Below are 14808 nucleotides of genomic sequence, written 5' to 3'. Positions count from 1 at the left end.
CTCAGTTCTACCCTTAAAAAACCATCCCATGAATAGTATTACCATCCGCAAAGGAACGGAGGCTGACTACCCGGCAATCATTCATTTGATCCATGAATTTGCTTTGTATCAAAAAACACCAGAAAGGGTAACAAATTCGGTGGAACAGATGAAAGCAGACAACAATTTGTTCCAATGTTTTGTTGCTGTAGATGACAATCAAAAGATCGTTGGTTATGCGGCCTGGTTCTTCGCTTATTTCTCCTGGACGGGTAAAGCACTTTATCTCGATGATCTTTATGTAGTAGAGTCGGCACGGGGGCAAGCCATAGGTACACGGTTGCTGCAAACAGTTATTGACCATGCGAAAGCCACGCATTGCGTAAAAGTACGCTGGCAGGTTTCTAACTGGAACAAACCGGCAATTGCATTTTACCGCAAAATGGGCGCCCTCATAGATGATGTTGAAATGAACTGTCATTTTGAGTTAATGCATTAAAAAAATCTCAAACTTCAAGCACCAAGAACCAAATAAAAAGTACAAAAATCCAACTCCCATAGACCAGGGCTTGCTAAGTATTTGGAATTGAGTTTTGTGATTTCTTTGGGATTTGCAATTTGTGTTTTGGGTTTACTTTTTTGGATCTTGTCATTTGAGATTTGTGATTTTATTTATGATAGTCAAAGGATACAAACCCGTATTGATTTGCTTTTTTTTACTGGTACAAACAGCTTTGTCCCAAACTCCGGCTCAACCACTGCCTCAACGCCCGCGTATAGGCGTAACCCTTAGTGGCGGTGGTGCTAAAGGACTTGCTCATATCGGTATTTTAAAAGCAATTGACAGCGCCGGACTGAATGTAGATTATATAACCGGCACCAGTATGGGTAGTATCATAGGCAGTTTATACGCCATTGGTTACACGGCCGACAGTATTGAAAAAATTACACGCACCATCGATTGGGACCTGCTGCTCAGCAACCAGTCTTCCCTGCGCAGTATTTTCATGGAAGAAAAAGATGAGTATTCTAAATATGTAATAGAGCTTCCCTGGCAAAATAACAATTTCAGATTGCCCAGCGGCCTGTTGCAGGGGCAGGAATTATGGCTCAAGTTCTCCGAACTATACTTTCCCGTACATCAACAAAAAGATTTCTCCCGTTTCAGTATTCCATTTCGTTGTATTGCTACCGATGTAGGCACCGGCGAAGCCGTAGTGATGAAGGAAGGAGAAATTATTTCGGCCATCCGCTCAAGTATGGCTATTCCCTCGGTATTTACCGCTGTTGATTTTAATGGCCGCCGTATGGTTGATGGTGGCGTTGTACGCAACTTCCCCGTGCGTGATGTAAAAGAAATGGGCGCCGATATAGTTATAGGCAGTAATGTGGCCACCGGTTTATTACCTTCTGAAAAAGTACGCAACGCGTTACAGATCTTATTACAGATCGCTTTTTTTAGAGAGGCGGAAGATGCCAAGACAGAAGTGCCGCAATGTGATATTTATATTCCACTCAAAATGGAAAGGTATAATATGGGCAGCTTTGGCGATGGCAATGCCATCTTAAACCTGGGTATTGAAGAAGGCCGTAGATTATATCCCCGGTTTAAACAGCTGGCCGATTCGCTGAATGCGATCTATGGGCCGGCGCCGCTTAAAAAGGACCGGCTGCCATTGGTAAACACTGCTGTTATTTCATCGTATGAAGTACATGGCGTAGAAAGAACTTCTTCCGAATTCTTTGTACATACCATGAACCTTGAACTGAACCGCACCTATACGGCGCATAAGCTTTCGAACATGGTTCGCCAGGCTTATGGCACCCGCTATTACAGCCGTATTATATATTCACTGGTACCCCAGCCCGATGGTACCTGTAAGATCGTTTTTGAAGTAACTGAAAACCCGTTCACGTTTGCGAAACTGGGTATTCATTACAACCGGTTTACGGGAATAGGCATCATTGGCAATATTACAGCAAGAAATTTTTTCATTACCAATTCACGAAGTCTTGTAACTGTCAATATCGGGGAAAGCTTTCGTATCAGAGGCGAGCACCTGCAATATCTTGGGCGCTTAAAGAACTTTGCGTTGGTAGGGGAAACCCAGTTCGATCGCTTTGAGGTAAATACGTACGATCAATACAAACAGGATGGATTGTACAAACAAACATATGCCAGAATAGGTGAAAAGTTCCAGTTCTCCCCTACGCGTAATTTTAGTATTGGCGCGGGCCACCGGTTCGAATGGGTGCATTATACGCCCAAGATCTCGAAGGGGGTTGAATTTAAAGGCAGCAACAACTTCAATACACTGTTTGGTTTTATATCGCATAACTCGCTCGATAGGGCCGTTTTTCCAAAGAATGGTGTAAAGATCTATGGCGAGGCCGGCCGGGTATTCGATCAGCACCCGAATGTAACTTTCCTGTCGAACGGTGTGCCTGTTGATCAGGATAGCGACACCAGCCGCGTGAGCACCTATCCATACCTGCGAACTACGCTGGATGTAGAGAGTTATATTACTGTAGGCCGACGTACTACGTTTTTGTTGAACGGCCAGGGTGGAATAAACTTCGACTATCAACGTAACATCATGAACGAGTTTGCCATTGGCGGGTTAACAAAGCTTTACCGCAACCAGATCACTTTTGCCGGTTTACAGGAAGGCACCCTGTACACGCCTTCGGTGGCTATGTTACAGGGTGGTATTCGAGTTAATGCGTTTGCCAGCTCTTATTTTACCGCCAGGGCCAATGTGTTGTTTACTAACTTTATAAGTACAAGCCAGTTTTTCACTAACCCAAGTTTTTTGTCGGGCTACTCACTCACCTACTCGTACAACTTCGCATTAGGGCCGCTTGAAATAAGCACCATGTATAGCGATCAAACGAATAAGCTGCAGTGGTATATTAATCTTGGGATTCCTTTCTAAGTTCCGCCTGGTATGCATCACTATATTCTTCGTGTGCTTTAACAAAGTCGCTCACCAGGTAACTGATCAGTTTACCAGTACTATCGTCGCTTCGACCATCGGCAAGGCGGGTAGCGCCTTCACAAATATGTAAATAGGCAACCTGGCTTTCGCGGGCTGCTAAAGTTACATACTGGCGGGCATGTAATGGTAAAATGCCCGATGGCGTCATAGCGCTCGATAAGGTATTTTCAATACAATCGAGGTCGAGCTCGATGCCGGTAAAATTTTCTTCGGTAAAACTGATGGCATGGGCTATGGCCTGAATGAAATTCCTTTTTTCCAGGATGAAGATATCTTCGTAGGTAATAAAATCAAGGAAGGGGTTGTTTACAATATCGAGCCATACGTTTTGTGGCAGATAGTTTTCGTGCAACCCAACAACACAGTACTTCTGCATATAGCCATCCTCTTCAGCATAACGAAAACCATTGCCACTGTGCCTGCCCTCCGACGGACGAAAATCGGAATGCGCATCGAGATTGATACAATTGATTTGTGCTAAAGGTAAAACTCCTGCTTTGTGCAGCCCTTTGGCTACCCCTTTTATCAATGGGTAGGCATTGTTATGGCCGCCGCCAATGGCTATAGGAATTTTATTATGGGTAGAAATGATCTTGGCCAGTTCTTCAACGGCATCATCAATTGTTACTACAGCATGCCGGTAAGCATCTATCTTTTCTTCATAGCCATAGGCATTTTGTTCTATCAGCTCGCTCAATTCGGTGAAGTTGAATTGTCCTAACAGCAGTATTTCTTCCCCATTTAAAAAATCATTGCTTTGCAGGTTTAAGAAAGCCGAAAGGAACGGTAGCCAGGCCGAGTCGGCGCCGCCGGTGCCATGGTTGGCGCGAATGCCAATATCTTCCGGAATTCCAAAAACTACATACTTTGCCGTTGATTGCTGTAAGGCGGTTTCCAGGTCGGTTTTCTCTGGTAGTACATGAACGCTTTCCCCCAGTTTGGTCTCAAAACGGCGTATTCTTGTAAGGTTCAGTACATCGTGCTTGTTGTAGAATTTGAAATGTTTCATCTGGAAGTATTTAATGTGTTTTGCCCTGTGATGAATTATGTTGTTTCGGTCCTTCGTTTTCGGGGTCTTATAAAGTCAAGCGGGTTGCTGCGAAAATATTTCCATAAGATGCGTAAAAAGCCAGGATAATCTTTTAGCCTGATGCCGCGCGAACGTACTGCTACAAAGAAGGCCAGGGAAAAGCTCACCAAAAAGTTCAGGAACCCTATACCCAGTACGCCTGCTACCACATTGGCCAGGTATCGGTAGTTAATATGTTCCCAACCTATTCCATAAGCTCCCAAAGAAGTGTTGGCCGCTGAAATGGTAATGTGCCTGATATCGAAAGGTATACCAAATATTTTACCTACAATGCCTGCGGTGCCAAGAAAAATTCCCAACGAAATATTACCGGCCAAACTGCCTCCGTTCTTATTTACATATTCCGCCATTCGCTGCAACCTGCTTTGCGGAAGCGATAACCGTAAAACCGGGTGCTCGGTAAGCCTTTTGCCTATGCGGCCGTAGTTTATTTTATTTTGTACATAACCGGCAATAATGCCGCTAAAGAACAGAAAGAAGCCGGTATTGCAGGCATATAGTAAAGAAAGGCTTTGCCAGGGATGCTGATCCTGTAATAATTGTACAGCTTTTTCGCCGGCTACCAATGGATGGCCAAACAACCAGTCGTAGAGCCAGGCCAGCAGCCAGGTAACCGGAAAAACAATAATAAGGTTACCAATAAATGAAGCGATCTGGCTGCGGCTCACTTTTGATACCGTTACCGCCAGGTTATACAGGTTAGGCGGTTCATCGCTTTTACTGGTATCTAACGAACTGGCTACAGCGCTTGCGGTAAATGCGGGTTGCTTGGTTGCCAGCGTTGCCTTTGTTTCTTCAATGGCAACAAACCCCAAGCTGTAATTAATGCTATATACAAAACCAGCCCAAAAGGGCGCCAGGTGTAGCAAACCCAGCAGGTTTTTAAAGATGGCCACAAAACAAATGATCAAACCGCCCCACATGGCGCTCCAGATCATTTGAAAATATTCCAACGGTGATGAAGTAATGTATTTGCTTCCTTTCTTTCCCTTATGTTCTGCAATTTGGTAGGCCAGGTAACCGGTTGTTTGTGATAAAAATTCCCTGATACTGTTCTTACGGTTCTCATTGCGCACAACCGTAATGAACATATTGGCAAACCGGCTTAGGTTTATCTTTTCATCGGCATCAGCTATGTCGAGCAACAGCACCATACGGTTCAGCTTTTGCTCTATTTGGAATAGAATAAAAGTTTGCGACAGGCTGGTGCCTTTATCGGCCGTTTCGTTGCGAATTTGCTGTACCAGCTCATTACACTGGGCCAGTATTTCATTTAATTCCAGGGCCAGCTCGCGAACCGTTTCGGGGCTTTGGTTATGCCGCAGCACCAGTTCTTTTATCTGGTAAACCAGGTGTTGCTGAACTGCAAAAGGATTATTGGGTGGTTGCCAGCGCGGCGGTGTATGATGGGTGATCTCATTTTCCCAACCCAGTTGGGCTACCCTGGCGCTTAAGATCTGTAAGGAAAGAATGGCCTGCTTAATAATAATTGGATCATTGCCTGAAAATGATAATTTGATCAGTTCAAAGAAGTGCAACCATTTTTCGCGGCCAATCTGTTCAACCCATTCATAATCGTTATGTTTAAAAAAGATGCGGTTCAACAGGTATAAGAAATCGTTAGGGTCTTGCGCTGCCGGTAAGAACTTATGTTTTAGCCGGGCATATAATTCGCGGCCTGCACCGCGTGATATCGTGATGCCGCTTTCTGTGAGCATGGGCACCAGGTTGCTATTGATGAGCTGCGCCATAATAGCAATACGCAGGTTGTTAAGTACCGATGGGTGCTGATGCACAAATTGTATGGTTTCCGCAAACTTCTTATTGGCCTTTTCAAATTCAGGTAAGTTAGGGCGTATCATTGCCACAAAAGCCACCAGATAATTCAGGGCTTCCTCCCGGTCTTTTATTGAAACCGAGTGGCCTTTTTCAAGGAATTCTTTTACCAGGTTTGTTTTCTTTTTTCTTCTGATCATTAATTTGTTGCTTGTTTAAGGCAATCGGCAATCGTGAAACGTGAAACGGCAAACGTGAAAGGACTTCCTAAATTCGAAGCTCGCTATTGTCGGCAATCGGCAATCGTCAATCGGCAATGGTGTTCGAAACTTATGGCCTCGCTGTCGTGAAACGTAAAACGTGAAACGTAAAACGTGAAACGTGAAAGAGTCGCTTAATTTCTAGGCTCACGCTCTTGTCGGCAATCGGCAATCGTCAATCGGCAATGAAGCCTGAAACTTATGGCCTCGCTATCCCCCTCGTTAACTCGTCAACTTGTTAACTTTTTTCATACAACCCACTCTCCTTTTATCATAACGCGTTCAATTAAATTCGACCCAAACGAATACGGCAAATACGCCAATGACGGCACTGGTTGGGTGATGATGATATTAGCCTTTTTACCAATGGAAATACTGCCCAGTTCATTGGCGCATTCCATGGCCCAGGCCCCATTGAGCGTGGCGGCATTGATGGCTTCTTCGGGTAACATTTTCATTTGAATACAACTCATGTTCACTACCAGGTTCATATTACCACTTGGCGAAGAACCGGGGTTGAAGTCTGAGGCCAGTGCAATGGCGCAGTCTGCATCTATGAGGGCGCGCGCCGGTTGAAACGGCATCCGTAAAAAGAAGGCTGCAGTTGGTAGCAGGGTGCCAATAGTCGATGAGCCGGCCAGCATTTTTATTGCCGCTTCATCCATGGTTTCCAAATGATCAACGCTAACAGCGCCTAAAGCGACACCAGCCTGTACCCCACCCGATAAATTTAGCTGGTTGGCATGGATCTTTGGTTTCAACCCAACCTGCATACCGGCCTTACAAATGGTTTCTGTTTCAGCTTGTGAAAAGAAACCTGTTTCACAAAATACATCTATATAGTCGGCCAGTTTTTCGCGGGCAATAACCGGTAACATTTCCTTAATAATAAGATCTATATAGCCCTGGTGGTTGTCTTTATATTCCACCGGGTAAGTATGGGCGCCTAAAAAAGTGGCTTTTATAGTTATGCCCGATCTTTCGCGCAGCTTTTTTATTACCCGCAGCATTTTCAATTCGCCTGCTACGGTTAATCCATAACCACTCTTTATCTCTATGGCGCCGGTGCCCAGTTTGCTCAATGCCGTTAAACGTTCCCAGGCCATATTGAACAGTTCATCTTCCGAAGCCTCGTTTAGTTTACGGGCCGAATTCAAAATGCCCCCACCTTTTGCAGCGATCTCGGCATAGCTAAGCCCTTTTAATTTATCAATGAACTCGTTTTCGCGACTGGCTGCAAATACTATATGGGTATGGCTATCGCACCAGGTTGGTAATACCAGTTTGCCGGTAGCATCAATTACATTGGCTGGTAATGCAATATCTGTTGATGCCAGTTGCTCCATAGGCCCGTAGTCGACTATGGTGTCATCTTCAATCAATAAAAATGCGTTGCTTATACATGGGAGTTCGGCCAGTTCTTTTCCTCTTAGTACAGACCATTGGCGCCGTACGTTAACGAGTTGTTTGATATTGGTGAGCAGTAATGCGGACATAAAGTGAAGATACTGTAATTTGAAAAGCAGCGAATAGCGCTAATAAAATAAAGTCCGGAAGAAACAACACGGTAGTGCGCTTCTTCCGGACTCCTTTCACCGTCGGACATTTTATCTTTATGATGTTTTTGCGTACTGTTGTTTATTAACCAGCGGTAACATTAGCTTTTTCAATAATTGCAATACTTTTATTTGCGAAAACACGGTGTATTGCGCGGCAGTAGGCCCATTGCTAACTTTAATACTATAGGCCCGTTCGCCCAATGCCTTGAACATATCTTCATCGGTTGTATCATCGCCCATGCATAGTACAAAATCTGGTTGCAGATCGTTCACTATTTTAAGGGCCATAATGCCTTTATCAAAACCCGACATGCGCACTTCCACCACCTTATTCCCATCTACCACCTGCAGCATGGTATTTTGTAAAAGCTGCGAAAGGTTGTTGATGAGTTCGCGCGAGCGGGTAAAACCCAGGTCGGGGTGCGTATTGCGGTAATGCCATGCCAGCGTATTGGTTTTTTCTTCTATGAATGAACCCACACAGTGTGTAACAAACAGCTGCATTATAGGACGGATCTCGTTCTTCCATTGATCAGGAATAGATACAGTCTGTTGCCACTGGTCGTTCTTTGGTTTAAAGCTGGCGCCATGTTCTGCTACCAGCATCAGTGGCAGATCGCCCAGCCAGGTTTCTAAAGTGCGTGCCTCGCGCCCGCTGATGATAACTACATTGTTTTTGGGATCGGCTGTTAAACCGGTCAACAACGCCCGCAGCTCTTCATTGGGTGTGGCATCTTTAGGTAGTTTCGCATAAGGAACAAGGGTGCCATCGTAGTCGAGCAGCAAACAACGGCTTTTGGCCATTTGGTAATGCAAATGAATTTGCGAGCTGGTTTTTTCATCCAGCACTTTTACCTGTTGTTTTTCCTGTTCCAGTTTTACGTTCGACAGTTGATCGAGAAAATCACTTACCCATTTAATAACGTCATAATCTGATAACCGCTGTTGCATTAAGATCATGCGGTGTTGTTGTTCTTCAACGGGCATTGTTAATGCCCGGTTTATTGCCCGCGATACTTCATTCGTGTCTGTTGGGTTTACCAGCAGTGCTTCATTGAGCTCGTTGGCGGCGCCGGCAAGTTCACTTAGGATCAAAACGCCTTTTCGTGCCGAACAACTTGCCACATACTCTTTTGCCACCAGGTTCATTCCATCGCGTAATGGTGTTATCAATGCTACATCGGCGGCTTTGTATAATGCGGCCAGTTCATTGAACGGCAGATGGGTGTATCGGTATATGATCGGCTGCCAGGTAATGGTTGACACCTTTCCATTAATGGTCCCTATCTTTTGTTCTATCTGTTGTTTTCTTTCGGTGTAAGCCTGAATATCATCGCGCGAAGGCACAATATTCAAAATGAAAACTACTTTTTCGCGCCACTCAGGAAATTGATCGAGGAAATGTTCAAATGCATGTAAACGGTCCATTAATCCCTTAGTATAATCTAATCTGTCAACCGAAAAAATGATCTTCTTTCCTTCGAAGTTTTTTCTGATCTCGGTCCAGTATTGTTTTGTTTCGGGATCGTCACATGCTTTATTGAATTTTTTATAATCGATACTTATCGGAAACAGATCGGCTTTTATAAGCCGGTCCTGGTACTGAATGTTATGAAAATTACTATCAACACCCAGGATCATTTTTACCGATTGCAAAAAGTGTTGCGCATAGTCGTGCGTGTGAAAGCCTATAAGGTCGCTGCCCAGTACACCACTTAATAACGATGATTTCCATTCTGCAGGTAGTGTTCTAAACAATTCATACGATGGGAATGGAATATGTAAGAAGAAACCAACGGTAATATCGGGCCTGGCTGTACGCAGCATTTCGGGCAACATCATCAATTGGTAATCGTGTATCCAAATGGTGTCGTCTGGTCTTAATAATGGAATTAATTTATCGGCAAAAGACCTGTTCACTCTTACATAGGCATCGTAGTAGTGCGCCTGGTAGTCAACCAAATTGGGAAAATAATGGAACAATGGCCACAATACCGAATTAGAAAATCCGTTATAGTAGTCCTTGTATACCAGTTTATTTAAGAATAAAGGAATGATCTGGAAGTCTCTTCCCTCTAATTTCTCATTAACTATTGTCCATTCGTTTTGGGGAAAATCTGCCACACCAAGCCACAGCTTTTCAGTAAAACCCCTGTTTGTAGAGCTATCGCTTTCAAAATAACTTTTTATTGCAGACACCAGTCCGCCGGAGCTTTGCCGGAGTGAAAGCTGATCTCCCTCATGGTCAATAGAAAAAGGTAGCCTGTTAGATATAATTATCAATCGTCCCATAGAAATTACAGTAAACCAGTTAAGAAATAGCCTCTTGAGTGCAGCAGCACTACAGGCGTGAGTTGGCTAGGTTAAATATTGTAGAAATTATAGTGCCAACTGGGTACGATTGCGGGCTAAGTGGGTTATTTTAAAGGAATTGTAATGTGGCTTTAATGTGGCATTAAAGAACCAAAAGCGTAGTTATTTGTTACGGCGTGTTTAAAAAAGAAAAAGGAGACAAAGGTTCAACCCTTATCTCCCTTTAATGTTGTATGTTCTCCTTGCCTTATTTGAAGTTCAGTTTCATCCGTTGGCGATACTGCTCACGTACTACACCACGTTGGTTGTAAGGGTTAGTAACCAGGAAAAATAAATACATTGGTTCATTAACCTCTGACATCTTCACTATTTTTTCTTTAACAGGGAAATACACCTGCTCAATAGTTCTGATAGCGGTCACTGTATTAGCGTCCACTGTTTTGATATCTCTGTCGAAGCGCCATTCGTTATTGGCTTTGTTATAAAACCAAAACGCCCAGCTGTCACCGGCAACAGCTATCTGTTTGTTAGGATTGAAATTGTCTTCTTTGGCAATTTTGAAAGGAATGTCTTGCAGGTCGGGTAACGGGGCTTTGTCGCCGATCTTGTATACGTTGTCGATAAAATCGGCATTAACGAAAACACCATCATAGGCATTTGCGTCAAAGGTGAATTCTACAGCAAAGGGGGCTTTCTTTAATTCATACTCTCCGTTCATAGGAGTAACAGCGGCACCATTTTGAATAATTTTCAGGCTTAACTTGGCTTGGGCAAAAGTGGCGCTAGCTATTAAAGCAAAAAAAAGCAAGGAAATGGTTGTTTTCATAATTCGGATTTTTCATACATGTTAATCTTCATACTGCTACAACGTACAGAATTGAAAGATATTTTGTCATCGTATAAATACCATTTTTTTCCGGGGGTCGGTGGTATCACGCAACAAAATAGAAAAAAAAATTTATCTATGAAACCGTTTTTTCAAATCAAGATCAAATTTATTTGAAGTTTCCTGTGCAACGTCATACCCCGCATCTGCATGTCGTATAACTCCCATGCCCGGGTCATTTCTTAAAACCCTTGCCAGGCGTGCAGCAGCTTCATCTGTGCCATCGGCAACGATCACCATACCTGCATGTATACTATAGCCCATGCCTACTCCACCACCATGATGCAAACTTACCCAACTGGCACCGCCGGCTGTATTTACCAATGCATTTAAGATTGGCCAGTCGGCTACTGCATCACTTCCATCAAGCATAGATTCTGTTTCTCTATTGGGCGAAGCCACAGAACCGGTATCAAGATGATCGCGGCCAATTACTATGGGCGCTTTAACTTTTCCTGTTCTTACCAGCTCATTAAATGCGAGGCCGGCTTTTTCTCTTTCACCCTGTCCCAGCCAGCAAATACGTGCGGGCAATCCCTGAAAGGCAATTTTTTCTTTGGCTAATTTCAGCCAGCGTTGCAATGATTTATTTTCAGGGAACATATTGCCTATCACTTCATCGGTTACGGCAATGTCGTTTGGATCGCCGCTTAATGCAGCCCAACGGAATGGTCCTTTTCCCTCGCAAAACAGTGGACGAATATATGCAGGTACAAAACCAGGAAAGTCAAAAGCGTTTGTTAAACCTTTTTCCTGCGCCCTTGCGCGAATGTTATTACCATAATCGAATGTGATGGCGCCTTTTTGTTGTAATTCTAACATTAATTGTACGTGGCGGTACATGGAGTTGTACGCATAGGCAATATATAGATCGGGGTTTTGCTCACGTAAAATTTTCGCCTGCTCATATGAAATTTCATGCGGCCAGTAACCGATCAACGGATCGTGGGCTGAAGTTTGATCGGTTAAGGTATCGGGCACAATATTTCTTTCAACCAGGCGTTCTAATAGGGCTACCGCATTGCAAAGCACACCTATTGATAGTACTTCTCCGTTTTCTTTTGCCTGTATGGCCCTGTCTATAGCTGCATCTATACTTCTTATTTTTACGTCGAGGTATTTTGTTTCAATGCGTTTGTCAATTCGCCATTCTTCTACTTCTGCTATTAACGCTACGCCTTCATTCATGGTAATGGCCAATGGCTGGGCGCCACCCATACCACCTAAACCGGCAGTTACATTTAAAGTACCTTTTAATGTACCACCAAAATGTTTGTTGGCTGCGGCCGCATAGGTTTCGTAAGTACCTTGTACTATACCCTGGCTGCCTATATAGATCCATGAGCCGGCGGTCATTTGGCCGTACATCATGAGGCCTTTTCTTTCCAATTCGTCAAAGTGTTGCCAGGTGGCCCATTTAGGAACGAGTTGCGAGTTGGAGATAAGTATCCGTGGCGCATTGGTATGTGTTTGTAGTATACCTACAGGTTTGCCGCTTTGAATAAGCAGGGTTTCATTATCATTAAGGTCTTTTAATGAACGAATGATCATATCGAGCGCTTCAAAATTCCTGGCAGCTTTACCACGGCCGCCATATACGATGAGGTCATCGGGCCGTTCTGCCACAGCAGGATCGAGGTTGTTCAGCAGCATGCGTAGTGCGGCTTCCTGGATCCAGCCTTTGCAGTTTAATTGTGAGCCGGTAGGCGTTTTGTATTTGGCGGCGTCGTATTTGTTTATTGTGGTATTGCTCATACTGTTCATTTAAAAAGTTACAAAATTTTCATCCCTCACACTTCAAACACCTCAAAACCCTTATTTAAATTGATCTTTTTCTCGTTGGCCAGCTCATTACAATGTTCTACAAACGAAAAATCACTGATGAGCTTTTTTATTTTATCAATATCCTCGGCAAATATGCGGTCCTCTTCGGCAAAACTTACAAACTGCCGCACATAATCATGGGCCGATTCTAGTAACTCACTGCTTTTTAATGGCCTTCTGAACTCAATGGCCTGACAGGCGCTCAGCAGTTCAATAGCAAGAATAAACTCCAGATTGTCTATCACCTGGTTTAGTTTGCGACCACTGATACTGCCCATACTAACATGATCTTCCTGTCCCAGTGAAGTGGGAATGCTATCGGCGCTTGCCGGAAAACACAAGGTCTTATTCTCCGTTACCAATGCTGCCGTAGTATATTGTGGTATCATAAAGCCACTGTTCAGGCCTACATCTTTCATCAATAACATGGGCAGTCCCCATTTTCCTTCGAGTAACAGGTAACAACGCCTGTCTGAAATGTTACCTGCTTCCGCTGCAGCAATACAGGCATAATCTAACGGCAGGGCCAATGGCTGCCCATGAAAATTACCGCCGCTGATGGTATCATCGGCGCTTAGGATAATGGGGTTGTCGGTAACAGAGTTTAATTCAATTTCGGTTAGTTGTTTTAAATGCAGCCAGGCATTACGGCTGGCGCCATGCACCTGCGGCATACAACGTAAACTATAGGGGTCCTGCACGCGACCGCAATCAACATGGCTTTGCATGATCTCGCTTTGGTGTAAGATCAGGCGCAGGCGTTGGGCTACTAATTCGTTACCGGCAAATGGTCGTAAGCGGTGTAAACGTTCATCAAAGGGGGCCTTGGTACCCGTGAGGGCCTCGAGGCTCATGGCGCCAATGATATCTGCAGCTTCTAAACTATAATGCATTCGTTGCACAGCCTTTACCGCATGTGCCAGTATGAATTGTGTTCCGTTTATTAAGGCGAGCCCTTCTTTGGGACCTAACTGAATTGGCGGCAGGTTGAAGCGTTGTAAAATTTCCTGCGATCTATATCTTACCCCTTTGTAAAATACTTCGCCCAACCCTATCAGTGGCAAACATAAATGCGCCAATGGGGCCAGATCGCCCGATGCGCCTACACTACCCTTTTCGGGAACCACCGGAATTACATCTTCTTCAATATGCCATAGTATTCTTTGCAGGGTGGTGAGTTGTGCACCTGAGTAACCACGTGCCAGGGCATGTACCTTGGTGATAAGCATTAGTTTGGCGATCTCTGTACTAACAGGTTCGCCCACGCCCACGCTATGGCTTTGTAATATCTTATGTTGTAAAATGCGTGTATCTTCTTCCGAAACCGGTTTGTTGGCCAGTACGCCAAAACCGGTATTGATGCCATATACGGTGCGGTTGTTCTCTACAATTTCCTGCACATGCTGCTGGCTTTTTTGAATGTTGGCAATGGCTTCCTTGTTCAACACACCTTTTTGCTTTCCGGCGGCAATGGCCAATGCGGCGCCAATGGTTAAATGATCGATACCGTAATTAAAATCCTGTTCCATACTATTTACTTATGGGGCAAAATGGCTTGCACCCGGTTAAAGACTGATTCGTTTTGTAAACCCTGTTCAATTTCGCCAATAGCGGTTAAAATGGTCTTGCTGTGTTTGCCTTCCTGCACCAACGCTTCCATAGCCTGCTGCAGGGCATCCCATACAGGTTGTACCTGTTGTTGCAGTTTTTTGCCTTTGGTGGTGAACGCCACTACTTTTTTGCGGGCGTCGTCGTTAGCGGTACTGGTCTTTATAAGGCCTTTTTGTTGCAGACTGCTTACCAGCTGGCTTACGGCTGAGTGCGAAATTGCCAGTTCGTCGGAAATATCTCTAATAGAAACCGTTTCCTGCCTGGCAAGAATATAAAACACCGGAAACCAGGCTGCATCGAACTGCAGATCGTGCGAGGCGTAGATCTGGTTCACATCGGAAAGAAATGCTTCGCTCAACCGGCGTAAACGGCTGCCAAAAACCAAAAATCCAAGCGATTCATAGAAGCTCATAAATTGTATAAGTACTTATACAAATGTACAAATACTGCTCTTATTTCAAAATATAAATCGGGCCGGCATTCATTGAGCGGGCTAAACCTTTTTTGTTGT

General features: G+C 44.3%; 10 protein-coding genes. 2 read left to right on the top strand and 8 right to left on the bottom strand.

What is annotated here, in order from left to right; all coding sequences use genetic code 11:
- Positions 1 to 28: 28 nt before the first annotated feature.
- Complete coding sequence (locus GGD38_RS11025; RefSeq protein ID WP_375300806.1) at positions 29 to 478, top strand: GNAT family N-acetyltransferase; 450 nt, start codon at positions 29 to 31, stop codon at positions 476 to 478.
- Positions 479 to 653: 175 nt separating this feature from the next.
- Positions 654 to 2915, top strand: a complete 2262-nt coding sequence (locus GGD38_RS11020) for a patatin-like phospholipase family protein (protein WP_375303816.1) — start codon at positions 654 to 656, stop codon at positions 2913 to 2915.
- Here GGD38_RS11020 and GGD38_RS11015 read toward each other — a convergent pair.
- The 8 genes from GGD38_RS11015 to GGD38_RS10980 form a co-directional block, all read right to left on the bottom strand.
- Positions 2893 to 3987 (bottom strand): formimidoylglutamase, encoded by a 1095-nt coding sequence (locus GGD38_RS11015; protein WP_375300808.1) that lies wholly within the window; start codon positions 3985 to 3987, stop codon positions 2893 to 2895. The two genes, GGD38_RS11020 and GGD38_RS11015, sit on opposite strands and share 23 nt — an antisense overlap.
- Before the next feature lie 35 nt (positions 3988 to 4022).
- A complete protein-coding gene (locus GGD38_RS11010; RefSeq protein WP_375300809.1) occupies positions 4023 to 6044 on the bottom strand; it encodes a site-specific recombinase in 2022 nt (673 codons plus the stop codon).
- A 308-nt stretch (positions 6045 to 6352) separates the two neighbouring features.
- Positions 6353 to 7600: an imidazolonepropionase gene (gene hutI / locus GGD38_RS11005; RefSeq protein WP_375300810.1), complete on the bottom strand. Its 1248-nt coding sequence runs from the start codon at positions 7598 to 7600 to the stop codon at positions 6353 to 6355.
- Positions 7601 to 7717: 117 nt separating this feature from the next.
- Entirely contained in the window at positions 7718 to 9955 is a 2238-nt protein-coding gene (locus GGD38_RS11000) for a bifunctional alpha,alpha-trehalose-phosphate synthase (UDP-forming)/trehalose-phosphatase (protein ID WP_375300811.1), read from the bottom strand.
- 268 nt (positions 9956 to 10223) lie between these two features.
- On the bottom strand, positions 10224 to 10802 hold the full coding sequence (locus GGD38_RS10995) for a hypothetical protein (RefSeq protein WP_375300812.1): 579 nt from the start codon (positions 10800 to 10802) through the stop codon (positions 10224 to 10226).
- 132 nt (positions 10803 to 10934) lie between these two features.
- Positions 10935 to 12617, bottom strand: a complete 1683-nt coding sequence (gene hutU, locus GGD38_RS10990) for a urocanate hydratase (protein WP_375300813.1) — start codon at positions 12615 to 12617, stop codon at positions 10935 to 10937.
- Between the two features lie 35 nt (positions 12618 to 12652).
- Positions 12653 to 14215 (bottom strand): histidine ammonia-lyase, encoded by a 1563-nt coding sequence (hutH, locus tag GGD38_RS10985; protein ID WP_375300814.1) that lies wholly within the window; start codon positions 14213 to 14215, stop codon positions 12653 to 12655.
- Positions 14216 to 14220: 5 nt separating this feature from the next.
- Positions 14221 to 14709 (bottom strand): MarR family winged helix-turn-helix transcriptional regulator, encoded by a 489-nt coding sequence (locus GGD38_RS10980; RefSeq protein ID WP_375300815.1) that lies wholly within the window; start codon positions 14707 to 14709, stop codon positions 14221 to 14223.
- Between the last annotated feature and the right edge of the window lie 99 nt (positions 14710 to 14808).

This window comes from Niastella sp. OAS944 (genome assembly GCA_024809215.1).
In the GTDB taxonomy this organism is placed as follows: Bacteria; Bacteroidota; Bacteroidia; order Chitinophagales; family Chitinophagaceae; genus Niastella.
The sequence above is the reverse complement of the archived record's forward strand: the minus strand, read 5'-3'. Positions and strand labels throughout refer to the sequence as shown.